General features: G+C 74.0%; 20 protein-coding genes. 15 read left to right on the top strand and 5 right to left on the bottom strand.

Annotated elements, in window-relative coordinates; all coding sequences use genetic code 11:
* The first annotated feature begins 119 nt into the window (after window positions 1–119).
* The 9 genes from xerD to ACH45N_RS17845 all read left to right on the top strand — a co-directional run bounded on the left by xerD (window position 120) and on the right by ACH45N_RS17845 (window position 9,808).
* A complete protein-coding gene (gene xerD / locus ACH45N_RS17885; RefSeq protein ID WP_397397499.1) occupies window positions 120–1,058 on the top strand; it encodes a site-specific tyrosine recombinase XerD in 939 nt (312 codons plus the stop codon).
* Window positions 1,059–1,169: 111 nt separating this feature from the next.
* Entirely contained in the window at window positions 1,170–2,066 is an 897-nt protein-coding gene (locus ACH45N_RS17880; RefSeq protein WP_397396257.1) for a ParA family protein, read from the top strand.
* Window positions 2,050–3,087 (top strand): segregation and condensation protein A, encoded by a 1,038-nt coding sequence (locus tag ACH45N_RS17875; RefSeq protein WP_397396255.1) that lies wholly within the window; start codon window positions 2,050–2,052, stop codon window positions 3,085–3,087. The genes ACH45N_RS17880 and ACH45N_RS17875 overlap by 17 nt, the downstream gene beginning before the upstream one ends.
* Complete coding sequence (locus tag ACH45N_RS17870; protein WP_397396253.1) at window positions 3,084–3,746, top strand: SMC-Scp complex subunit ScpB; 663 nt, start codon at window positions 3,084–3,086, stop codon at window positions 3,744–3,746. Before ACH45N_RS17875 ends, ACH45N_RS17870 begins: the two co-directional genes overlap by 4 nt.
* A 75-nt stretch (window positions 3,747–3,821) precedes the next feature.
* Window positions 3,822–4,712 (top strand): pseudouridine synthase, encoded by an 891-nt coding sequence (locus ACH45N_RS17865; protein WP_397396251.1) that lies wholly within the window; start codon window positions 3,822–3,824, stop codon window positions 4,710–4,712.
* A 73-nt stretch (window positions 4,713–4,785) separates the two neighbouring features.
* Window positions 4,786–5,523, top strand: a complete 738-nt coding sequence (cmk, locus tag ACH45N_RS17860; RefSeq protein ID WP_397396249.1) for a (d)CMP kinase — start codon at window positions 4,786–4,788, stop codon at window positions 5,521–5,523.
* Window positions 5,524–5,610: 87 nt separating this feature from the next.
* Window positions 5,611–7,155 (top strand): ribosome biogenesis GTPase Der, encoded by a 1,545-nt coding sequence (gene der / locus ACH45N_RS17855; RefSeq protein WP_397396247.1) that lies wholly within the window; start codon window positions 5,611–5,613, stop codon window positions 7,153–7,155.
* A gap of 93 nt (window positions 7,156–7,248) precedes the next feature.
* A complete protein-coding gene (gene lgt / locus ACH45N_RS17850; RefSeq protein WP_397396245.1) occupies window positions 7,249–8,343 on the top strand; it encodes a prolipoprotein diacylglyceryl transferase in 1,095 nt (364 codons plus the stop codon).
* A 208-nt stretch (window positions 8,344–8,551) separates the two neighbouring features.
* Complete coding sequence (locus tag ACH45N_RS17845) at window positions 8,552–9,808, top strand: MFS transporter (RefSeq protein ID WP_397396243.1); 1,257 nt, start codon at window positions 8,552–8,554, stop codon at window positions 9,806–9,808.
* Between the two features lie 55 nt (window positions 9,809–9,863).
* On the opposite strand, the gene ACH45N_RS17840 is transcribed toward ACH45N_RS17845, so the two are convergent.
* Window positions 9,864–10,574, bottom strand: coding sequence for a DUF4232 domain-containing protein (locus tag ACH45N_RS17840; RefSeq protein ID WP_397396241.1), 711 nt, complete (start codon window positions 10,572–10,574; stop codon window positions 9,864–9,866).
* Window positions 10,575–10,830: 256 nt separating this feature from the next.
* Here ACH45N_RS17840 and ACH45N_RS17835 point away from each other — a divergent pair, with 256 nt between their 5' ends.
* Window positions 10,831–11,745 carry a glycoside hydrolase family 43 protein gene (locus ACH45N_RS17835; protein WP_397396239.1) on the top strand — a complete coding sequence of 305 codons (915 nt, stop codon included), beginning with the start codon at window positions 10,831–10,833 and terminating at the stop codon, window positions 11,743–11,745.
* Window positions 11,746–11,787: 42 nt separating this feature from the next.
* On the opposite strand, the gene ACH45N_RS17830 is transcribed toward ACH45N_RS17835, so the two are convergent.
* The 3 genes from ACH45N_RS17830 to ACH45N_RS17820 are packed head-to-tail and all read right to left on the bottom strand — an operon-like array spanning window position 11,788 to window position 17,304.
* Complete coding sequence (locus ACH45N_RS17830; RefSeq protein ID WP_397396237.1) at window positions 11,788–15,144, bottom strand: ATP-binding protein; 3,357 nt, start codon at window positions 15,142–15,144, stop codon at window positions 11,788–11,790.
* A complete protein-coding gene (locus ACH45N_RS17825) occupies window positions 15,141–15,818 on the bottom strand; it encodes a DUF4194 domain-containing protein (RefSeq protein ID WP_397396235.1) in 678 nt (225 codons plus the stop codon). The genes ACH45N_RS17830 and ACH45N_RS17825 overlap by 4 nt, the downstream gene beginning before the upstream one ends.
* Entirely contained in the window at window positions 15,811–17,304 is a 1,494-nt protein-coding gene (locus ACH45N_RS17820) for a DUF3375 domain-containing protein (RefSeq protein WP_397396233.1), read from the bottom strand. Before ACH45N_RS17820 ends, ACH45N_RS17825 begins: the two co-directional genes overlap by 8 nt.
* Before the next feature lie 114 nt (window positions 17,305–17,418).
* Here ACH45N_RS17820 and ACH45N_RS17815 point away from each other — a divergent pair, with 114 nt between their 5' ends.
* The 5 genes from ACH45N_RS17815 (at window position 17,419) to ACH45N_RS17795 (ending at window position 22,383) form a co-directional block, all read left to right on the top strand.
* The gene (locus ACH45N_RS17815; RefSeq protein WP_397396231.1) at window positions 17,419–17,541 is read left to right on the top strand and encodes a hypothetical protein; all 123 of its coding nucleotides are present in this window, start codon (window positions 17,419–17,421) and stop codon (window positions 17,539–17,541) included.
* A 2-nt stretch (window positions 17,542–17,543) separates the two neighbouring features.
* Window positions 17,544–18,221 carry a DUF6766 family protein gene (locus ACH45N_RS17810; RefSeq protein ID WP_397396229.1) on the top strand — a complete coding sequence of 226 codons (678 nt, stop codon included), beginning with the start codon at window positions 17,544–17,546 and terminating at the stop codon, window positions 18,219–18,221.
* A 68-nt stretch (window positions 18,222–18,289) separates the two neighbouring features.
* Window positions 18,290–19,111 carry an ABC transporter ATP-binding protein gene (locus ACH45N_RS17805; protein ID WP_397396227.1) on the top strand — a complete coding sequence of 274 codons (822 nt, stop codon included), beginning with the start codon at window positions 18,290–18,292 and terminating at the stop codon, window positions 19,109–19,111.
* 103 nt (window positions 19,112–19,214) lie between these two features.
* Complete coding sequence (locus tag ACH45N_RS17800) at window positions 19,215–20,252, top strand: ABC transporter substrate-binding protein (RefSeq protein WP_397396225.1); 1,038 nt, start codon at window positions 19,215–19,217, stop codon at window positions 20,250–20,252.
* Between the two features lie 4 nt (window positions 20,253–20,256).
* Window positions 20,257–22,383 carry an iron ABC transporter permease gene (locus ACH45N_RS17795; RefSeq protein ID WP_397396223.1) on the top strand — a complete coding sequence of 709 codons (2,127 nt, stop codon included), beginning with the start codon at window positions 20,257–20,259 and terminating at the stop codon, window positions 22,381–22,383.
* Window positions 22,384–22,392: 9 nt separating this feature from the next.
* Here ACH45N_RS17795 and ACH45N_RS17790 read toward each other — a convergent pair whose 3' ends face one another.
* On the bottom strand, window positions 22,393–23,226 hold the full coding sequence (locus ACH45N_RS17790; RefSeq protein ID WP_397396221.1) for a class I SAM-dependent methyltransferase: 834 nt from the start codon (window positions 23,224–23,226) through the stop codon (window positions 22,393–22,395).
* Window positions 23,227–23,288 lie beyond the last annotated feature (62 nt).

The raw sequence follows: 23,288 nt of genomic DNA, 5'->3' as shown, positions 1-23,288 counted from the left end.
CGTGGCCCGCCCGCACGGCGGGCCACGCTCGGCATGATGGGCCGGTGTCCACCGCACTGGCCCGTCCGTCCCGCGAGAACCAGCCTGTCGCCCCGCCCGCCCCGGCCGGCCCGTCCGTCCTGGCCGGCCCGGCCGTCCCGGTCGAGGGGCGGCTCGACCGCGCGCTGCGGGACTACCTCGCGCACCTGAGCGTGGAGCGCGGCCTCTCGGCCAACACCGTCGCGGCCTACCGGCGTGACCTCGTGCGGTACGCCGCGTTCCTCGACGCGGCGGGCCGGGACCTGGCGGGGGTCGCCGAGTCCGACGTCACGAGCTTCGTCGAGGCCGTGCGCGAGGGGGCCGACGGCGGCCGGCCGCTGTCGCCGTCGTCCACGGCCCGCGCCCTGGCCGCCGTGCGCGGCTGGCACAAGTTCGCGCAGGCCGAGGGCCTGGCGGTCGAGGACCCGTCCGCCGACGTGCGCGCGCCCACCCAGCTGCGCCGGCTGCCGCACGCCCTTTCCGTGGACGACGTCGCGGGGCTCCTCGACGCCGCCGGCGCGGGCGACGGGCCGCTGCCCCTGCGCGACCGGGCCCTGCTGGAGCTGCTCTACGCGACCGGGGCGCGGATCTCCGAGATCGTCGGGCTGGACGTCGACGGCGTGGGCGACTCCGCCGCCGTCCGGCTGCTCGGCAAGGGCGCCAAGGAGCGGGTGGTACCCGTGGGGTCGTTCGCGCGCGACGCCCTGGAGGCGTACCTCGTGCGCGCCCGTCCCGAGCTGGCCGCCGCGGGGCGCGGCACGCCCGCCCTCTTCCTCAACACGCGCGGCGCGCGGATGTCCCGGCAGACGGCGTGGGCCGCGCTCCAGGCGGCGGCCGGCCGGGCCGGGCTCACGGAGCACGTCTCGCCGCACACCCTGCGGCACTCGTTCGCGACCCACCTGCTCTCGGGCGGGGCCGACGTGCGCGTGGTCCAGGAGCTGCTCGGGCACGCGTCTGTGACGACCACGCAGATCTACACGATGGTCACGCCCGACGCCCTGCGCGAGGTCTACGCCGCCGCCCACCCGCGGGCCCGCTGACCGCCCGGCACCGAACCACGCCACGCCGGGGCTCCGAGCCGGGTGGTGCCCACACTCTGGTATAGCGTGGCGGGCGTGAGCGAGGCACCCAGCCAGGAGGGAGCGAGCACGATGACCGACATTCTTCTCGGCAAGGCGGTCGTCGGCGCACCCACGGACTCGGAGATCGTGCGCGACGTCGTGGGGCGGGTCATGCCCGACCTGCCCGAGCCGGCACCTCTGGCGAGTCACGGCCCGGCGCGCATCATCGCGATGTGCAACCAGAAGGGCGGGGTCGGCAAGACCACGACCACGATCAACCTCGGCGCGTGCCTGGCCGAGTACGGCCGCAAGGTGCTGCTGGTCGACTTCGACCCGCAGGGCGCCGCGTCGGTCGGCATCGGCGTGAACCCGCACGAGCTCGACCTGACGATCTACAACCTGCTCATGGAGCGGGGCGTGGACGTGCAGGACGTGCTCATCCCGTCGGGCATCGAGAACCTCGACGTGCTCCCGGCGAACATCGACCTGTCGGCCGCGGAGGTGCAGCTCGTGGGCGAGGTCGCCCGGGAGTCGGTGCTGGCCCGCGCGCTGCGCCCGGTGATCGACGACTACGACGTGATCCTCATCGACTGCCAGCCGAGCCTCGGCCTGCTCACCGTCAACGCCCTGACGGCGGCGCACGGCGTGCTGATCCCGCTGGAGTGCGAGTTCTTCGCGCTGCGCGGCGTCGCGCTGCTGGTGGAGACCATCGAGAAGGTGCGGGACCGGCTCAACCCCGCCCTGGAGATCGACGGTATCCTCCCCACCATGTACGACTCGCGCACCCTCCACTCCCGGGAGGTCGTGGCCCGGGTGCACGAGGCCTTCGGCGACACGCTGCTGCACTCGATCATCGGGCGCACGGTGAAGTTCCCCGACGCCACGGTCGCCGCCGAGCCCATCACCGCGTACGCCCCGGGCCACCCGGGCGCCGCCGCGTACCGTCAGCTCGCCCGGGAGCTCGTGGCCCGTGGCGACGCTGCCTGACGTGGTGCCCGAGGTCCTGGAGGCCGCTGCCGGCCCGGCGGCGGAGCCGACCGCGGAACAGGCGCCCGCCGCGCCCGAGGAGCAGCCCGCCGAGCGGTCGTCGTCGCGCACCTTCCAGGTGCGGCTGCACAACTTCGAGGGCCCGTTCGACCTGCTGCTGTCGCTCATCGCGAAGCACCAGATGGACGTCACCGAGGTGGCGCTCGCCGTCGTGACCGACGAGTTCGTCGCCCACATCCGCGAGGCGGAGCGGGCGTCCCGCGAGGCCGCCGAGCGCGGCGAGGTGCACGAGTCGTGGGACCTCGGCGTGGCCAGCGAGTTCCTGGTCATCGCCGCGACGCTGCTGGACCTCAAGGCCGCGCGCCTGCTGCCCGGCGTCGTCGACGAGGACGCCGAGGACCTCGAGCTGCTGGAGGCCCGCGACCTGCTGTTCGCGCGGCTGCTGCAGTACCGCGCGTACAAGGAGGTCTCGAAGGTCCTCGCGGAGCAGATGGCGTCGTCCGGACGCCGCGTGCCCCGTCTGGCGCCGCTGGAGCCGCACCTGGCCGCGATCCTGCCGGAGCTGGTCTGGGACACGACGGGGGAGCGGCTCGCGGAGCTGGCCGCGAAGGTGCTCGCGCCCAAGCCGCCGCCCGTGGTGGGGCTCGCCCACCTGCACGGCTCGGCGGTGAGCGTGCGCGAGGAGGCGGGCGTCATCGTCCGGCGCCTGCGGGAGGAGCACTCGGTCACGTTCCGGTCGCTCACGGCCGGCACGGAGCGCCTCGTGACCGTCGCGCGGTTCCTCGCGCTGCTGGAGCTGTTCCGCGACGCGCTGGTCGGGTTCGAGCAGGTCAGCCCCCTGGGCGAGCTGACGGTGCGGTGGACGGCCGGGCCGGACGACGGCGGGAAGTACCTCGACCCGGCGGCCGGCCCCAGCGAGTTCGACGAGGAGGACCTGACCGCCCCGGCGGCGGAGCAGATGCCTGAGCAGGACCGCGAGCGGGCAGACGTCCCGCAGCCCGGAACGGAGGCGACAGCATGACGGTCGAGGAACAGGCCCCGCCGGCGGACGCCGCCATCCCCGCCGCCCCCGCGGCTCCCGCCCCGGAGGAGCAGCCCGTCGTCGACGTGCACACGCTCCCGGGCGGGGCGCACGCGGCGGTCGAGGCCGTGCTCATGGTGGCCGACGCGCCGATCGGCGCGGACCGGATCGCCGCGGCGCTGAACCTGACGCAGGACGAGACCGACGACATCCTGCACGAGCTGGCCGACGAGTACGCCGGCCACCTCGGCGCCCGTCCGCGCGGTTTCGAGCTGCGCCGCACCGTGGACGGCTGGCGCATCTACTCCTCCACGGCGCACGCGGACCCGGTGGGGCGCTTCGTGCTGGACGGTCAGTCGGCCAAGCTGAGCCAGGCCGCGCTGGAGACCCTCGCCGTGATCGCGTACCGTCAGCCCGTGTCGCGCGGCCAGATGAGCGCGGTGCGCGGCGTGAGCGTGGACGGCGTCGTGCGGACCCTGCTGACCCGCGGGCTGATCGCCGAGATCGGTCAGGACCCGAGCTCGGGTGCGGTTCTGTTCGGAACCACGGGATACTTCTTGGAGCGGATGGACTACTCGTCGCTCGACGAGCTGCCCCCGCTGGCGCCGCACCTGCCGGATCTCGACACGATCGACGGCCTCGACGGGCTGGACTCCTAGTCCTGCCCGAGGCCTGCACGACGGGTTTCGCGCGCGCCCCTTTCCGAGAACTTCCGACGTACCGAGAGACGAATCATGAGCAACGAACGCCGCGGCGGGAGCCGCCGCGAGTCCGGCAAGCAGGGCGGACGGCAGGGCCAGAACTTCCGTGGGGGCAGCTCCGCGAAGAGCCGCGCGCAGGCGAACCAGCCGCGCCGTCGGCCCGCGAAGTCCACGGAGCCGGCCCGGGACGTGCACGTCGAGGACGGCGTGCGCCTGCAGAAGGTGCTCGCACAGGCCGGGCTGGGCTCGCGCCGCGCGTCCGAGGAGCTCATCGCGAACGGGCACGTCGAGGTGGACGGCCAGCTCGTCACCGAGCTGGGCGTGCGGGTCGACCCCACGACCGCCGTCATCCACGTGGACGGGCTGCGCATCCAGCTCGACCAGGCCAAGGTGACGATCGCGCTGAACAAGCCCCTGGGCGTGGTGTCCACGATGGACGACCCCAAGGGCCGCCCGACGGTCGCGGACCTCATCAAGAACCGAGAGGAGCGTCTGTTCCACGTGGGCCGGCTCGACGCCGACAGCGAGGGCCTGCTGCTCCTGACGAACGACGGTGAGCTCGCCAACCGGCTGTCGCACCCGAAGTACCAGATCGCCAAGACGTACCTGGTGACGGTCGAGGGCGAGGTCTACCCGCGCGTCGGCCGCGAGCTCCTGAAGGGCGTGGAGCTGGAGGACGGTGTCGCCAAGATGGACGCCGTGCACGTGCTCCAGCAGATCGACGGCTTCGCGATGCTGGAGGTCGTGCTGCACGAGGGCCGCAACCGGATCGTGCGCCGCATGTTCGAGGCCGTCGGGCACCCCGTCACGCGGCTGGTGCGCACCCGGATCGGCCCGATCCCGCTGGGCGACCTGAAGGCCGGCCGCACCCGCGTCCTGGGCCGCACGGAGCTCGGCACCCTCATGGGTGCGGTAGACCTGTAACCTCTCCCGCTGAGTGCTGGCTATTTGCGGCTGACGAGCACTCCGAAGCACAGATACCCAGCACTCAACGGAAATGAGCGAACCTGTGACCAGCCCTGTAGTGATCGCCATCGACGGGCCGTCGGGCTCCGGCAAGTCGAGCGTGTCGAAGGCGGTCGCCGCGCGGCTCGGCCTGGCCTACCTCGACACGGGGGCCATGTACCGGGCGGCCACGGTGTGGAGCATGGAGACGGCGGACCTGGCGGACGCCGCGGCGGTCACCACGGCGGTCCGGGCGATGCCGCTGGTCATGGGGCTGGACCCGGCCGCCCCGGGCGTCGAGCTGGACGGCCGGGACGTCGCCGTGACGATCCGCTCCACCGAGGTCACGACCAACGTGTCGAAGGTCGCGTCCAACCTCGACGTGCGCGCCGAGCTCAAGCGGCTCCAGCGCGCGATCATCGACCAGGAGTCCGACGCGGCCGCGGCCGTGCAGTCGGGCGGCCGGGGGATCGTGGCCGAGGGCCGCGACATCACGACGGTCGTGGCGCCCGACGCCGACGTCCGCGTGCTGCTCATCGCCTCGGAGGAGGCCCGCCTGCGCCGCCGGTCCCTGGAGGTGCACGGCGCCGCCGACGCCGGCGCCGTCGAGGCGACGAAGGACCAGGTGCTGCGCCGGGACCAGGACGACGCCAAGGTGACGCAGTTCCTCGTCGCCGCGGACGGCGTGGTGACCGTCGACTCCAGCGACCTCGACTTCGAGCAGACGGTCGACGCCGTGCTGGCCGTCGTCGCGCAGGTGACGGGGCGCGAGGTCGCGCCCTCCGCGTGAGCTCCGGCTCGCGGACCCGGGCCGGAGCGACGCAGGTCATATGCCCGCGGGTCGGCCTGAGCGCGCGGGGCCTGCGACAATGGGGGCATGACCCACGACTCCTCTGCATCTGAGGCTGCCCTGGACGCGGCGGCCCGAGACGATGCTGCCCCGGACGCTGCCGCCCCGGACGCCCCCGACCTCGACCTCACCGAGACCGAGGACGACGTCGCGCGCGAGCGCGCCCTGCGCGTCGGCCTCGAGGAGTTCGAGCTCGACGAGGCGGACCAGGCGCTCCTGGACTCCGAGTGGTCCGACGAGGAGTCCGAGGCCGAGCAGATCCTGCCGGTCCTCGCGATCATCGGGCGGCCGAACGTCGGCAAGTCGACCCTGGTCAACCGTATCCTCGGCCGCCGTGAGGCCGTCGTGGAGGACAAGCCGGGCGTGACGCGCGACCGCGTCTCCTACCCCGCCGAGTGGGCGGGCCGCCGGTTCATGCTGGTGGACACGGGCGGCTGGGAGGTCGACGTCGCCGGCATCGAGTCCAAGGTGGCGGAGCAGGCCGAGGTCGCGATCTCCCTGGCCGACGCCGTGGTCTTCGTGGTCGACGCCGCCGTGGGCGCCACCGCGACCGACGAGCGGGTCGTGGAGCTGCTGCGCCGCTCCGGCAAGCCGGTCGTGCTGTGCGCCAACAAGGTGGACGGCGCCTCGGGCGAGGCCGACGCGACCTACCTCTGGGCCCTGGGCCTGGGCGAGCCGTACCCGGTCTCCGCCCTGCACGGCCGCGGCACGGGCGACCTGCTCGACGCCGCCGTCAAGGCCCTGCCCACCACGTCCGCGCACGGCACGCTGCGGCCCTCGGGCCCGCGCCGCGTGGCGCTCGTCGGCCGGCCGAACGTCGGCAAGTCGTCGCTGCTGAACAAGATCGCCGGCTCGGAGCGCGTGGTGGTCGACGAGGTGGCAGGCACCACGCGCGACCCCGTCGACGAGCTGATCGAGCTGCGCGGCATCCCGTACTGGTTCGTGGACACCGCCGGCATCCGCCGCCGCGTGCACCAGACCAAGGGCGCCGACTTCTACGCGTCGCTGCGCACCGCGGCGGCCATCGAGAAGGCCGAGATCGGCGTGGTCCTGGTGGACGCGTCCGCCCCGCTGACCGAGCAGGACATCCGCGTGATCCAGCAGGTCGTGGACTCCGGCCGCGCCCTGGTGATCGCGTACAACAAGTGGGACCTCATGGACGAGGACCGCCGCCCCTACCTCGAGCGTGAGATCGAGAAGGAGCTCGTGCAGATCCAGTGGGCGCCGCGCGTCAACCTGTCGGCCCGCACGGGCTGGCACAGCGAGCGCCTGGTGCCGGCGATCGAGCGGTCGCTCGCGTCCTGGGACCGCCGCATCCCCACGGGCAAGCTCAACTCGTTCCTCGGCGAGCTCGTGGCCGCGCACCCGCACCCGCTGCGTGGTGGCAAGCAGGCGCGCATCCTGTTCGCGACCCAGGCCTCGACGCGTCCGCCGCGGTTCGTCATCTTCGCCACGGGGTTCATCGAGGCCGGGTACCGCCGGTTCATCGAGCGCCGCCTGCGCGAGACGTTCGGCTTCGAGGGCACGCCCATCGAGATCTCGGTGCGGGTGCGGGAGAAGCGCCGGCGCTGAGTCGCCGCTCCGGGGTGCGACCCGGCGTGCCGCACGGGGTGCGGCACGCCGGTCGATGCCCACGTCGGCGCCGGATCGCGGTACCTTCAGGTCGTGCTTCCGGCCAGTATCCCCAGCCCTGACCCGGTGTGGTCCCAGTTCAGCCTGGGCCCCCTCACCATCCACACCTACGCCCTGTGTCTCCTGGCGGGCATCGTCGCCGCCGCGTGGATCACGGACCGGCGGCTCCGCGCGCGCGGGGCCGCCCCCGGGATCGCCGTCGACGTCGCGATGTGGGCGGTGCCGATCGGCATCGTCGGCGCGCGGATCTACCACGTGCTGACCCACCTCGACGACTTCACCGGTCCCGGCGTCGACGCCTGGGCGTGGGTGCGCATCTGGGAGGGCGGCAACGCGCTGTTCGGCTCGCTGCTCGGCGGCGCGGTCGGCGTCCTGATCGGGTGCCGCATCTCCGGGCTGCGCTTCTGGTCGTTCGCCGACGCGCTCGCGCCCGGCCTGCTGGTGGCCCAGGCCATCGGCCGGCTCGGCAACTACGTGAACCAGGAGCTGTTCGGCCTGCCGACCACGCTCCCGTGGGGCCTGGAGATCCGCTCCGACGCGCCGATGTTCCCCACGGGCACGCCCGAGGGCACCCTGTTCCACCCGTTGTTCCTGTACGAGATGATCTGGAACCTCATCGGCGTGGCGGTGCTCCTGTTCATCGAGCGGCGCGTGGTGCGCCGCAACGAGGCCCTCCTGGCCGACGGCGGCACCCCCGGGGCCGGTCTGCGCTGGGGCCGCATGTTCGGCCTCTACCTCATCTGGTACGGCCTGGGCCGGAGCTGGCTCGAGTCCATCCGCATCGACCCCACGAGCGACGCGCCCCTGGGGGTCCCCGCGAACATCTGGACGTCGGGCATCGCGGTGCTGCTCGGCATCGGGATCATCGTGGTGCAGGGCCGCCGTCACCCGGAGCCGGAGCTCTCGGTGTACGTGCCGGGACGCGAGCCCGCGGACGAGGACGCCGCGGACGAGGACGCCGAGGCCGCGGACGCCGAGGCCGCGGACGCCGAGGCCGCGGACGCCGAGGCCGCGGACGCCGGCACAGCGGACGGCGCGAAGGCCGACGGCGAGACCGAGGGCGGCGAGACCGAGGACAGCAGCGTGGACGCCGACTCCAGCCCGGTGGACCCGGCCGGGAGCAAGTAGGCCGGCGCGGGGCAAGGCCCACTCAGCGGGGAGGGTCACGGAGAGCGAGCGCTGCTACCTCTCCGTAACCGTCCCCGCTGCGTCGTCGTTACCCCGCGCAGCGTCAGCCCTGCCGGCTCGGCCGGGCCGGGGGCGCCCGGGACGCCTGTGCGCACCCTCACAGCGGCTCAGGTTGTTCACCCGGGCATCCATTGCGGAGGATGTGGTCATGCCACACTCGCTCCCCGGGGACACGCCTGCGTCCGAACGCCTCCCCGGGGGATCGCGCACCTGGTGGCCCGTCGCCGCCGTGCTGCTGGCGATCGCCTGGGGCGGCAACGAGTTCACGCCGCTGCTGGTGATGTACCGCGAGCAGGGGCACCTCGGCGACGTGACCGTCGACGCGCTGCTGGCCGCCTACGTGTTCGGCATCGTCCCGGCCCTGCTGCTCGGCGGGCCGCTGTCCGACCGGCACGGCCGCCGTCCGCTCCTGATGCCCGCCGCGCCCGTGGGCGCGCTGGGCTCCCTCGTGCTCGCCCTCGACCCGACCAGCCCGGTGCTGCTCGCCGCAGGCCGTGTGCTGTGCGGCGTCGCGCTCGGGCTGGTGATGGCCGTGGGCAGCACCTGGATCACCGAGCTGAGCGCTCGCACGGGTGACCGCGCCGCCGGCCCGCGCCGCGGGTCCCTGTCGCTCACGGTCGGCTTCCTGCTCGGTGCAGGCGTGGCCGCCGCGCTCGCCCAGTTCGGACCGTGGCCCACGCACCTGGCCTACGTGCTGCACGCCGCCGGGGCCCTCGCCGCCGGCGTGTGGCTGCTGCGCGTGCCCGAGACCAACCCCGGCCTGCACCGCGGCGCCCGCGCGCCGTTGCGCGACGACCTGCGGATCACCGCCGTCGGGCACAAGCGGTTTCTGCGGGTCGTGGTGCCGCTCGCGCCCTGGGTGTTCGGCTGCGGCGGCAGCGCCTATGCCGTGCTGCCCGCGCTGCTCTCCGACCACGCCGGGACGATCCCCATCGCGTTCGCCGGCGGGATGACGGTGCTCTCCCTCGGGTGCGGCATCGGCATGCAGGCCGTGGCCCGGCGGATCGACACCCCGGCGTCGGCCCGCGCGTCGGTCGTCGCGCTGGGCATCGTCGCCGTCGGGATGGCGCTCGCGGCGTGGGCGGCGGTCTCGCCCTCGCTGCCGCTCGGCGTGGTCGCGGCCGTCGTGCTGGGCACGGGCTACGGGCTGGGCCTGGTGGCGGGGCTGAGCGAGGTCGCGCGCATCGCCGGGCCGGGCGAGCTCGCCGGGCTCACCGCCGTCTTCTACTCGCTGACGTACCTGGGCTTCTTCGCGCCGATGGTGCTCGCCTGGCTCCAGGCGACCTGGTCGTACGGCCAGATGTTCGGCTTCGGGGCGGCCGCCGCGGCCCTGTCCCTGGTGATCGTCGCGGTCTTCTCCCGCAAGGACCTCCCGCTGGCGGGCGGCGGCCGCGGGGGCCGCTGACGCGGCGCGCCGGCACCGGACCGAAGTCATCAGCGGGCCCGTGCCAAGGAGGCCCTCAGCTGGCCGGCTGGAGGGCCTGGACCTGGAGCAACGGCTCGTCCGAGTCGGCGCACGCGGTGAGCGTGAGCTGGTCGTTCCGGACGAACAGGGAGCGCTTCTCGCCGGGCGGGTAGATCCGCAGGCCGTCGGCGGGCGTCTGGCCGCACTCGTCCCCGTAGTTCTCGGCGTTCGAGACCCGGACGACGGCCTGCGCGGACTCACCCGGCGCCAGCGTCACGGTCTCGTGCGGGCTCGACCGGTCGAACGTGGCGGCCTCGCCGAGCTGGGTGCCGTCGTCGTCGCCCACGAAGGAGACGCCTGGCCAGCCCTGCAACCAGCACTCGTCCGGCGCCTCGTTCTTCAGCACGACCTCGATCTCGTAGTGCCCGGCCCCGGCGCCGCCCTCGACCGGCACGAGGCTGCCCGCGAGCTCGGGCGTCTGGCAGCGGCCCTCGGTGGTGCCGGTCTCGTCCGTCGATCCCGTCCCGTCCGTCGCGCTCTCCGTCGCGGCGGGCTCCGAGGTCTCGCCGGATGCCTCGCCCGACGGCGACCCCGACGGCGACCCCGCGGACCCGGACGGCGTCGAACCGCTCGACGACGCGGACGACGACGGTGCGCCCGACGTGGCGCCGTCGTCCGCGGAGCTCGCCGAGCATCCCGCGGTGACGAGCAGTGCGGCGACCCCCGCGGCGCCGAACATCGTCCTGATGATCCTGTGCTTGGTCATACGAACTTCCCCTCGGGCAGATCCAGCCAACCGGCGGCCGCCTCCACACCATGCGGCCGCATCGATCGTTGCAGAGGTTCGATCATCTCGCCGAGTTGCTCTGAGCAACAATATTCACCCCGGCGCGGCGCGACACCGTGGCCAGGTCGGGACGTCGTGGACACCTCGGCGCGGCCCGGACATCTTTCCTAGCCTGGTGCGCTGTCGGCGGGTCCACCGGGGACCCACGTGTCGAGCGAGAGGGCAGGAACAGACGATGGCGACGAACCCTGTGTACGGCTCCAACTTCCCCGATCCCGCGGTCCTGGAGGTCGACGGGACCTACTGGGCGTACGCGACGAAGAACCGCGTCGAGGCGCTGCCGGTGCTGCGTTCGCGGGACCTCGTGCGGTGGGAGCCGGTGGGCGACGCGATGCCGGAGCTCGCCTCCTGGGTCGAGCCGGGGCTGAACTGGGCGCCCGAGGTCGCGGTCGTGGGGGACCGGTACGTCGCCTACTACACGGCGCACGACAAGGTCACCGACGTGCAGGCGGTCGGGGTGGCCGTGGCCGACGAGCCGTACGGCCCGTTCCGGGACGACGCCGACCGGCCGCTGCTCTGCCAGGACGCCGAGGGCGGCTCGATCGACGCCTCGCCGTTCACCGACGCCGACGGCTCGCGCTGGCTGCTGTGGAAGAACGACGGCAACCACGTGGGCGTCGACACGTGGATCTACGTGCAGCGGCTGTCCGACGACGGGCTGCGCCTGGAGGGCGAGCCGGAGCGGATCCTCAAGCAGGACCAGGAGTGGGAGGGCACGCTCGTCGAGGGGCCTTACGTGTGGCCGCACGCCGGCAGCTACTACCTCTTCTACTCGGGCAATGCGTTCGACTCCGACCGCTACGGCGTGGGCTACGCCGTCGCCGAGAAGGCGACCGGCCCGTACGTGAAGCCGCAGGACGGCCCGATCATGGTGTCGAACGAGGTGGCGGCCGGTCCGGGGCACGGCATGGTGGTCGAGCGCGACGGTCGCACCTGGTACGTGCACCACGCCTGGCCGCCCGGCGCGGTGAACGCGCCCGAGCCGGGCCGCCAGATGTGGCTCACGGAGCTGGTCTTCGAGCCGGCGGCCGACGGCGGCCCGGACGTGCCGAAGCTCCTCGGCCCGCAGACGGACCTCGACCTGGCCTGACCGGGTGGCGGCTCGTCCGGTCGCCCCGGACGAGCCGCCCCGTCACTCCGCCGCCTCGTCCGGCAACCCCACCGTGAGCTGCGTGAACGACTTGCCGCTCGTGTCCTTGAGCACGATGTAGCCCGCGTCGACGTGCGGCTCGATGCCGCTGTGCTTGTCGTTCGGCGCGCCGATGACGAGCTGGAAGCCGAGCCCGCGCCAGGCGTTGATCGCGCGCCCGGTGAAGTGGGCGTCGGCCTTGATGAGCGCCTCGTCGAGAAAGACCGGTGCGTACCGGGGCCGCTCGGCCCCGGCGTCGCCGAGCTGGTAGCGCAGGGCCGCGCCCACGATGAACGCGACCAGCTCCTGCGACTCGCCGCCGGACTTCTCGCCGATGTGGTCGTAGACCGCGACGTGCGCGCCGTCCTTGGTGAGCTTCTCGGCGCTGATCCGCACATGGTTGCGCACGTCGATCAGGTCGTGGAACTCGGGGGCGGTGCGGCGCACGCGGTCGACCACCTTGGCCATGCGGGTGTAGGCCCGCTGCCGGTCGGTGTCGCTGACCGCGTTCGCGATGGCCTCGCGCACCGCGCGCAGGTCGGCGCGGAACCGGGAGCGCACCGGCGAGGCGGTGTCGCGCAGCTCGATGTGCAGCTTGTGGTGCTCGTCGGAGAAGTCCAGGCCGTCGAGGATCCGGTTGACCGGGTCGATGCGGTCGCGGATCTCGCGCACGGCGGTCGAGATGTCGCTGTCGAGCTTGGTCAGGTCCGCGCCGGAGAGCCGGAGCAGGCTGTCGCGCCACTCCGCCTCCAGCTCGTGCAGCCCGTTCTTCTCCAGGTCCGTCAGGAGCCGCTCGTAGTCGTCGTACGACGTGTCCGGGTCGACGCCGAGGTTCGGGTTGGGCCACCGTTCCTTGAACGTCTCGAAGATGTCGTGCAGGGCCGCACGGCCCCGGCCGACGGCGGCCTGCGCCTCGCCCTGGTCGTCCCTGATCCGCGCCGCCGCGCGGTCCAGCGCCGCGTCGAAGTGTTCGACGGCCTGCGCGGGGGAGCCGTCGGCGCCCGGCTCGCCGGCGAACAGCTCCTGGAGGTACTCGCGGTGCGCGGCGGCGACCTGGGTCCCGTCGGCCTCGGCCGTGTCGAGGGTGCGCTGCGCGGTGTCGACGGCGTCGGCCGTGCGCTCCCACGCCGTCTCCAGCTCGGCGGCCCGGCTCTTGGCCACGCCGCTCTCCTCGGTGAGCCGGGTGACCCGGTCCTCCAGGGCGCCGAGCTCCGCACGCAGCCGCCCGATCTCCGGGTTGTCCGACGTGACCTCCTCGACGATCGCGGTCCAGCGGCCCAGCTCGGTCCGCAGGGCGGCGAGGTCGACCTGCTCCCACGTCAGGTCGGCGATCTTCTCGTACGCGCCGCGCTGCTTCTCGAACGCGTCGAGCCCGGCCGTCGCGGCGTCCAGCGCGCCCCTGGCGGTGGCGTGTGCCGCCTCCGCCTCGGCGACGGCGCCCTCCAGCTCCTTGAGCCGGCGGGCGTTGGAGAACCCGAGCACGTTGGTCACGCCCTGGCCGCCGTGGGCGCCCCGCCGGCCGTCGGAGGTCTGACCCGTGATCGTCACGGCCTTGGGGTGCAGCGCGAACTGTGCGGGCGAGTCGATGCAGACGTAGCCGAAGCGGTCGGCGAGCTCCTGCCGGAGCCAGCCGGTGAACGGCGTCGGCCGGTGGTCCAGGCGCGCGGGCAGGGTGCGGTCCACCACGGCGGCCTCGTCGCGCCGCCCGGTCGGCACGCCCCGGAACCGGACCCGGCGCGCGGTGGGCACGGAGTTGATCGCGGCGCGGAACGCCTTGATCTGCGCGACGTCGATCAGCATCTCTGTGGCGAAACCGCCCAGTGCCAGGTTGAACGCCTGGCGCCACGGCTCGAACTCGGTGCGCACCTCGATCAGCTCGCCCACGAACGGCAGCTCGTCCGGGGACAGGCCCGCCGCCTCGGCGAGGGCCGCACGGGCCCGGTGCAGGTCGGAGGGGATGTTGTCCTTGCGGGCGCTGACGGTCCGCAGCTCGGACCGCAGGGTCTCGAGCTCCTGCGCGGCGCCCTGCTCGGCGAGGGTCGCCTCGGTGAAGCGCCGTCGCGCGGCGGCGCGTGCGTCCGCGTCGTTCAGCGCGCGGTGCGCCTGCTCGACGACGGCGTCGAACTCCGCGGCGCTCGACACCTCCGCCCCGATGTCCGTCAGCAGCGCGTCGAACCGGGCCCGGGCCGCCGCGACGGGCTCGATGCGCGCCGTCAGGCGGTCCACCTCGTCCTGCGCCTTCTTCAGGCGGTCGCCGCCGGCGGCACCCAGGAGGTCCCGGGCCGCGTCCCGCTCCAGCCGGGCCGCGGAGACCCGCACGGTGAGCTCGGTCGCCTCGTCCCGTGCGCGGGCGCGCCTGCGCTGGAGGTCCGCCTCCGACGCGCGCAGCAGGTCCAGCCGCCGGCCCGCGAGCCAGAGCGCGGCCGGGGACGCGGGATCGGAGAACTGCCCGACGGCGTCGATCAGGCGCAGCCGCTCGACGGCCTGGTCGATCGCGGCCCGGTACTCCCGGACGGGCCCGAGCGCGCGGACCTGCTGCTGCGCGGTGACCATCCGGTCGCGCGTGGCGGACAGCTCGTCGAACTGCTGCACCGCGCCGTCGGCCGTGGCGAACGTCGAGGGCTCCTCCAGCACCATCGTCTTGTACAGGGCGTCGACCGTGGTGATCTGCTGGCCGGCCTGGATGCGACCGAGCAGGCCCACCGCCTTGTGCCCGTCGCCGCTCGCGCCGATGCCGAGCGCGGTGTGCAGCCGCGCGGTGTAGTCGCGGTCGGTCTCGAAGCAGGTCAGCCCCGTGCGCGTCACGGCCCGGCGGTCGAACCGGTGCCGGGCCGCCTCCTCCAGGCCGCTCAGGTCGAACGGCCCGTCGCAGGTGCCGCGCACCGCCGTGACGTTCTCCAGCGTCCGGGCGGACGACGGCACGTACCAGGCGCGGACGGCGGTGAACGTGGCCCCGGTCTGGTCGACCCACGTCATCGCGATCGCCGACCAGGTGTCCTCCTTCTCGCCGCGCAGCACCCGTACCCGGGTCTCGCCGTCGACCCGCTTCTCGTCGAGCTTGCCGCGTGCGTAGGACAGGATGTTGCGCTGCTCCTTGCCGCGCGGCTTGCCGGTCACGCCGCCGTTGGACGCCCCGTTGAACGGCGTGGTGTGCGGCATGATCAGCGCGATGTAGGAGTCCATGAGCGTGGACTTGCCCGACCCTGACCCGCCGCTGAACAGCGTGGCCCCCGGGGAGAACCGCACGTGGTGGTGGCCGTGGTAGCCGCCCCAGTTGACGAGCTGCAGGGTCTGCGCCACCCACTGCTGGCCGGTCGACCGCGCGGGGACCAGCCCCCACAGCGTCTCGATCATGCTCACGACCTGGCCTCCTTGTTGCCGGCGAGCCAGCGCGTGAGCTCCGCGAGCCGGTTGTTGTCGAGCACGACCTCCACCAGCGGCGTGATGCGGTACCGGCCGGTCGACTCCTCGTCGATCAGGCCCTCGGACGCCAGGCGCCCCACGGCGTCGCGGATCTCGCGCTGCGGGCGCACGAGGTTGTTGTCGTCCAGGTCGAAGAACGTCAGCACGCCCTGCTCGATGTCCTCCAGGTCGATCCGCGCGGACGTCTCGCCCGAGCTCGCCTCGTGCTGGTAGACGGTGCGCAGGTGCACCAGCACCAGCGTCTCGACGCGGTTGTACGGGTCGTCGCGCAGCAGGATCGGCACGTCGACCTCGCCCGAGCGCACCTGCTGCTTGTAGGCGATCCCGCGCTCGTGGTCGACCACGAGGCGCACGAACAGGTCGTGCAGGCGCGACTCGATCACCGACTGGTGCTCCAGGAGCGTCCTCCACTGCGCGCGGTTCTTCTCCGCCGTCAGGAACCGCCGCTGCAGCAGCCGGACCAGCACCCGCCGGACCTCCGGGTCGAGCAGGCCGCGGTCGCCCGCGAACAGCTCGGTCTGGTCGTCCTCCATCGGGGCGGGCTCGATGAAGCCCGCCTCGCCCGTCGGGACCTCGTCGATCCCCGCCTCGTCCGTCACCGTCTCACTCATCCGTCGTCCCGCCCTCGTGCTCGTCCCTCATCGCCACACCGCCGAACGCGAACCGCCGCCGCGTCCCGTCCGGCCGGACCGCCTCGACGGTCACCACCTCGTCCGTCTCGACCATGCCGTGCCGGTGCGCGATCTCCAGCAGGCCCAGCAGGTCGACCGGTCGGCGCAGCCGCTCGGGTGCGGACCCGAACGCCGTCGCGACGTCGACCGTCCCGTCGTCGTCGCGAGGCAGCCCGGCCAGGTGCCGCTCCAGGTCCGCGTAGTGCGGACCGCCCCAGGACCGGGAGTCGTCGTCCGGCACGGCGCCCATCTCCCAGGCCTCCAGCGGCGTCGGGGGAGCAGGCGGCCGCAGCCCGTCCACCTTCTGCCGGAGGTGGCCGACGTCGGCCACCGGCAGGCGCCGCATCGGCCCGACCGCCTGCTTGTGCCGCGAGGTGGGCATCCACCGCTGGAACCCGGACATCACGTCGCGCAGCAGCCCGTCCACCTCGCGGTCCCGGAGCGGGTCGTGGTTGCGGATCTGCGTGGTGATGACGTGCGACGCCTGCTGCTGGGCGTGCAGCACCTCACGCACGCCCTGCTCGATGCGCCGCGCGATCTCGTGCAGCTCGCGCCGCTGGGGCGCGGGGAGCTGTTCGGCGAAGGGGTGCCCCAGGATGACGCGCAGGTTCCCGGCGAGCTGGTCGATGTGCTCGGCCCGGCCGATCAGCGCGAGCGCCCCGGCGAAGGCGCGCCCCTCGCGCGTCGACTCCATGATGTCCTTGCCGCGCGCCAGGTACTCCCGGAGCACCTCGCCGGTGGGGCGCACGTCCTGCCGCAGGTCGGTGACGACGTCGCGCTGGACCTGCTTGATCGACTCGACCACGCGGGCGAAGTCGGCCGGTAGCTCGCGCGCCAGGTGCAGCACGTTCTCCGCCTCCTCCAGGAGCTGGTCGTCGCCCACCGGCTCGACGGCGCCGGTGCGCTCCAGCCGCTCGACCTCGGCGGTGCGCTCCCGGATCTCGGCGTCGAGCCGCGCGATGCGGGACAGCACGTCCGGGTCGGCGTCCTGCGCCAGCTCCTCGACGGCGTCGAGCAGGGTGCGCACCCGGGACTCGGAGACGCGGGTGCGCGCCCCGCCGACCCGGCCCGCGACCTCCAGGGCGCCGACGCCGTGCGCGGAGACCTGGTAGACCTCGACGCCGTCCTGTACGTGCCGCTTGAGCCAGCCCGAGCGGACCCAGCCGCGGCAGAGGTCGCGCGAGCTGCCGACGGGCAGCGGCGCGTTGCCCTCCTCGCCGTACCCGGCGGCGCGCAGGCGGTCCAGGGCGGCGTCGATCTCCGCGTGCGCGTCGGCCACCGGGACCTGGGGCCGCTGCGCGGTGAAGACCAGCGCCAGCATGGTCACGACGAACGGCGCGTACGTCCCGTGGAGCAGGTCCAGCATCGGGTTCTTGAACGCTCGGAGCGCACCTTCGTACGCTCCCTCCACGGTGGCTGTGCTCATCGCCGACCAGGGTACGTGGACTGACCGACACGGACCCGCGCGGAGCGGCCGACGGGCCTGTCACCAGCACGAGGAGCATCATGGGCTGACGGGTGACGTGCCGAGGGGGCGGGAATGAGCGAGGGACACGGGTCCGGCGAGCGGGACCACATCGGGCGCACGCCGTTCTGGGCGCTGCTCGTGCTCGTCGCGGTGGGTCTCGCCGTGATGATCGTCACGCCGCTCACGGGGCGCTGAGCGTGCGCCGGTTCGTGCGGGACAACGGGCTCAGCCTCGCCTTCATCGGGCTGTTCCTGGCCACGCTCGTCGGGCAGTCGTTCGCCGGTCACGCCGCGGAGCTGGAGGAGCTGGCGGCGCACGGCGAGCCGCCCGTCACCTACCTCGACTTCGTCGGCTCCTCGGCCTTCCTCGTGGACGTCGCCGAGAACTGGCAGTCGGAGTTCCTCCAGTTCTTCATGTTCATCCTCGCGACGGTCTGGCTGGTGCAGCGCGGGTCGCCGGAGTCCAAGAAGCCGGGCGACGAGGGCCTCGGCACGGACGAGGAGCAGCTCGTGGGCGAGCACGCCCGCCCCGACTCACCGCGGTGGGCCCGCGTCCGCGGCCTGCGGCTCTGGGCCTACTCGAACTCCCTGCTGCTGGTCATGGGCACGATCTTCCTGCTCTCGTGGCTGGCGCAGTCGCTCGGCGGGCAGGTCGTGGCCAACGAGGAGGCCGCCGAGCACGGCGAGCCCGCCCTGACCTGGCTGCAGTACGTGGCCTCGCCGGACTTCTGGAACCGCACGCTGCAGAACTGGCAGTCCGAGTTCCTGGCGGTCGCGGCCATGGTCACGTTCGCGATCTACCTGCGGCAGCGCGGGTCCAGCGAGTCCAAGCCGGTGGGCACCCCGCACCACACGACGAGCGTCGAGGCCGAGTAGCCACGGCAGCGGGTGAGGAATGAGACGGACATCCGGAGCACCCCGGACGTAAGGTTAGGCTTACCTCCGTGACCACCCCTACCGCCCTCCGTGGTGACGACCTCGTGCTCGGCTACCAGCGCACCACCGTGGTGCACGGTGTCGCCGTGCACCTGCCCCCGGGCGTCGTGACCGCCCTGGTCGGCCCCAACGGGTCCGGCAAGTCGACCGTGCTGCGCTCGCTGGCGCGGCTGCACCCGGTGCGGCAGGGCACCGTCAGCCTGGGGGCCACGGCCGACGACGCCGTCGACGTCGCCCCGCTCTCGGCGCGCGAGTTCGCCCGCCAGGTCACGCTGCTCGCCCAGTCCCGCCCGCACCCGGCCGGGCTGGAGGTCCGCGACGTCGTCGCGTTCGGCCGGCACCCGCACCGCCGCCGGTTCGCGCCGCTGACCGACGCCGACCACGCCGCGATCGATCGCGCGATGGACATCACCGGCGTGGCCGCCATGGCCCGCCGCGGCGTGGACCAGCTCTCCGGCGGCGAGGTGCAGCGTGTCTGGCTGGCCACCTGCCTGGCGCAGGAGACCGGCGTGGTGCTGCTCGACGAGCCCACCAACCACCTCGACCTGCGCTACCAGGTCGAGACGCTCGACCTCGTGCGCGACCTCGCCGAGGAGCACGGCACAGCGGTCGGCATCGTGCTGCACGACCTGGACCACGCCGCGTCGGTCGCCGACGCCGTCGTCCTGCTGCACCAGGGCCGCGTGCTCGCCGCAGGGCCGCCCGCGCAGGTGCTCACGGCTGAGCACCTCTCGCTCGCGTACGGCCTGCCGATCGATGTCACCACCGACCCAGGGACCGGCCGCGTCCGCGTGCACCCGCGCGGCCGCCACCACGGCCGGACCCGCTGAGACAGACCCCAGACCCCGGACCCGCAGGACGCCGTCGGCGCCCGCACCACCCGCCGTCCCCGGCACCGCACCGACACGACGTGTCACGAACCTGAGGAGACCCATGTCCCCGCGCACCCTGTCCCTGCGCACGAAGGCGACCCTGGCGGGCGCCGCCCTGATCCTGCCGCTCGCGCTGTCCGCCTGCGGCACCACCGACCCCGGCGCCGCCGAGGCCGCGCCCACCGAGGCCGCCTCGGGCGACTGCGCCGACGTCACGACGTCGACCGAGCCCGTCACGGTGACCGACTCGTTCGACCGCACGGTCGAGCTCGACAAGCCGGCCGAGCGGGTCGCCGTGCTGGAGTGGCAGCAGGTCGAGGACGTGCTCAGCCTGTGCGTGAACCCGGTCGCCGTGGCCGACGTCAAGGGCTACACCACCTGGAACGACGCGGAGGAGCTGCCCGAGGGCGTGACCGACGTCGGCACGCGCGGCGAGCCCAACCTCGACGCGCTGTACGCCGCCGACCCCGACCTGGTCATCATCGAGGCCTACACGCCCGACGACGAGATCATCGCCAAGCTGGAGGCCTACGACGTGCCGGTGCTCGCCACCAAGGGCGCCGACGCCGCCGACCCGGTCGCGACGATGCTCGACACCTTCGACATCATCGCGCAGGCCACGGGCCGCACCGAGCGTGCCGCCGTCGTGACCGACGAGTTCGAGCAGCACCTGGCCGACGCCACGGCGCAGGTCGCCGAGGCCGCCCCGGAGAGCACCGACTTCGTGTACTTCGACGGCTGGGTCGACGGCGGCAACGTCTCGATCCGCCCGTTCGGCCAGGGCTCGCTGGTCGGCGAGCTGGGCGAGGAGCTCGGCCTCACGAACGCCTGGACGGGCGAGGTCGACCCCGCCTACGGCCTCGGCCAGTCCGACATCGAGGGCATGACCGACGTCGGTGACGCGACCCTGCTCTGGACCGGCACCCAGGAGGGCGGGGACGACTGGACCGCCGAGCTGGCCAAGAACGACGTCTGGGCGAACCTGCCCGCCGTCACCGAGGACCGCGCGCACCCGTTCCCGGAGCACACCTGGACGTTCGGCGGCCCCCGCTCCGCGGAGAAGATCGTCGACGCGTACGTCGACGTCTTCACGAACTGACGCCATGACCGCCACGCAGTCGCCGTCCGCGACGGACACCCTGCCCCAGGCCCCCGCCTCCCGCCCCGTCACCTGGGCCACGGGCGGCGCCGCCCTGGTGGTGCTCGCGCTGGCCGTGCTCGCCGTCGGTGCCTGGCACCTGACGCAGGGCACGTCCGGCGTGGGCACGGGGGACCTGCTGCGCCTGCTCACCGGGCAGGACGCCGACGACGCGTCGGCGGTCCGCGACATCCTCGTCGGGTCACGCCTGCCGCGCCTCGCGGCGGGCGTGGCCGTCGGGTTCGCGCTCGGTGTCGCCGGGGCGCTCTTCCAGTCGATCGCCCGCAACGCGCTCGCCTCGCCGGACACGCTCGCCGTGACGGCCGGCTCCTACCTCGCGGTCGTCGCCGTGGCCGCGTTCGGGCTCGCCGTGCCGCTGTGGGCCTCGGGCGCCGTCGCCTTCGCCGGCGGGCTGGCCGCCGCCGGGCTCGTGCTGGGGCTGGCCGGTGGCGCCGGGTCGTCGTCCACGCGCCTGGTGCTCGCCGGCTCCGCCGTCGCCCTCGCGCTCCAGGCCGCTGCCTCCGCGCTGCTCATCCTCTTCCAGACGGAGACCACCGGCCTGTTCGCCTGGGGCAGCGGCTCCCTGAGCCAGCTCAATCTCACGGCGTTCTGGCGGGCGCTGCCCGTCGTCCTGCTCGCCACCCTCGGCGGCCTTCTCGTCTCCCGGCGCCTCGACGTGCTCGGCCTCGGCGACGACACCGCCGGGGCGCTCGGCGTGCCCGTCCGCTCGACCCGCGCGATCGGCGTCCTACTGGCGGTGCTGCTCACCGCCGCGGCCGTGACCCTCGCGGGCCCCCTCGGGTTCGTCGGCCTCGCCGCGCCCGTCGTCGCCCGGCTCCTGGCCCGCGTGGTCCCCGCCCTGCACCGGCACGCGATCCTGCTGCCCGCCGCCGGCCTGCTCGGCGCCTTCGTCGTCGTGCTCGCCGACGCCGTCGTCCGCGCCCTCCTCGGCGCCGAGGAGGCGCTCGCCGTCCCCACGGGCGTCGCGACCACGATCGCCGGCGCCCTCATCATGGTGGTGCTCGCCCGGCGCCTGCGCGACGCCGGGCCGTCCCGCCGGCCGCCGGCCGCCGGCACGGGGCCGCGCAGCACCCGCCGCTTCGTCATCGTGCTGGTCGTGTGCGTCGCCCTCGCGGCCGGCGTCGCGCTGCTCGGCCTGCTCGCCGGGTCCACCTGGCTGCGCACCGGCGACATCGCCCTCTGGCTGGACGACCAGGGCCCCGCCGTGGTCCGGTTCGCGCTCGACGAGCGCGCACCCCGCGTGCTGGCCGCCGTCGTCGCCGGGGCCGCCCTCGCGCTGTCCGGCACGATGGTGCAGGCCACCGCCCGCAACCCGCTCGCCGAACCCGGCATCCTCGGGATCACCGGGGGAGCGGGCCTCGGCGCCGTCGTCGTGGTCACCGCCGTGGCCGGGACCGCCTGGGGCAACGGCATCGCCGCCGGCAACGGCGCGATGCTCGTCGCCGCCGTCGCGGGCGGACTGCTCGCCTTCGCCGCCGTCTACCTGCTCGCCTGGCGCGGCGGCCTGCACGCCGACCGTCTCGTGCTCATCGGCATCGGCCTCGGCTACCTCACCACCGCCCTGACCACCTTCCTGCTGCTGCGCTCCGACCCCTGGAACACGCCGCGCATCTACACCTGGCTGTCCGGCACGACCTACGGGCGCAGTCTCGAACAGGTGCTGCCCGTCGTCGTCACGCTGGCGCTCGCGGTGCCGCTCGCCGTGCTCGTGCGCCGCGAGCTGGACCTCCTCGCGCTCGACGACGACACGCCGCGCCTGGTCGGCGTCCGCCTGGAGCGCAGCCGGCTGGTCGTGCTCGCCGTGGCCGCCGTGCTGGCGGCCACGAGCGTGACCGCCGTCGGCGTGGTGGGCTTCGTGGGCCTGGTCGCGCCCCACGCCGCGCGCGCCCTGGTGGGCGGCCGGCACGCGCGAGTGCTGCCCGTCGCGATGCTGCTGGGCGCCGTGCTGCTCGGCCTGGCCGACACCCTGGGCCGCACCGTCATCGCCCCGGCCCAGCTCCCCGCGGGGCTGGCGGTCGCGCTGCTCGGCGCGCCGTACTTCGTCTGGCTCCTGGCGCGCTCGCGGGCGTGACGGCGGGGGTCACGTCCGCCGTGCGGTGAGCAGCAGGTACTCCCAGCCCATCGTGCCGTCGAGGCCCTGGAACCGGGCGGCCAGGTCCAGGAGGGTGCCGTCGAGCTCGGCGGTGCGCGCGGCGTCGCCGGCCACGTTGCGGTACACCGCGATGGTGGGGCCGTACGCGGCCTTGAAGAACTCGCGGAACTCGGTGCCCGTGGCGAACCGGGTGACGGGCAGCGACCGCACCTCGGCGCGCACGTCCGTGACGCGGTCGCCCAACAGCGTGCGCACGTGCTCCTCGTCGCCCCACAGCGGGGGCGGCTGCGCCCCCGGCGGCGGGGCGGGGGCGTAGGGCTTCATCGCGGCGAACATCTGGCCGATGAACCCGGCCGGTGTCCACGCGACGAGCCCGATCGTGCCGCCGGGACGTGTCACGCGGACCAGCTCGTCCGCGGCGGTCTGGTGGAACGGGGCGAACATGACGCCGACGCACGACAGCACGGTGTCGAACGCGCCGTCGTCGTACGGGAGCGCGTGGGCGTCGGCCTCGGCCCAGGTGAGCTGGGCGCCCCGGGCCGCGGCGAGGGCCCGGCCGGCGTCGAACAGCTCGGGCGTGAGGTCGGCCGCCACGACCTGCCCGCCCGCGAGCGCGGCGGGGATGGCGGCGTTGCCGGACCCGGCGCCCACGTCGAGCACCCGGTCGCCGGGCCGGACCCCGGCGGCCTCGACCAGCACGGGTCCCAGCGCGGGGATCACCTCGGTGGCGACCGCCGGGTAGTCGCCGAGCGCCCACAGCGCGCGGTGCTTGGCGCCGACGGCGGTGAGGATCTCGGGCGGGACGCGGTCGGTGTCGGTCATGGGACTGCTCCTCGGCTCGTGCCGTCGTGTAGCCCCCGCAGCGTCCAGTCAACGCCGGGTCC

The organism is Promicromonospora sp. NPDC019610 (assembly GCF_044389365.1).
GTDB lineage: Bacteria > Actinomycetota > Actinomycetes > Actinomycetales > Cellulomonadaceae > Promicromonospora.
This window is presented reverse-complemented; position numbering and strand designations above follow the sequence as displayed.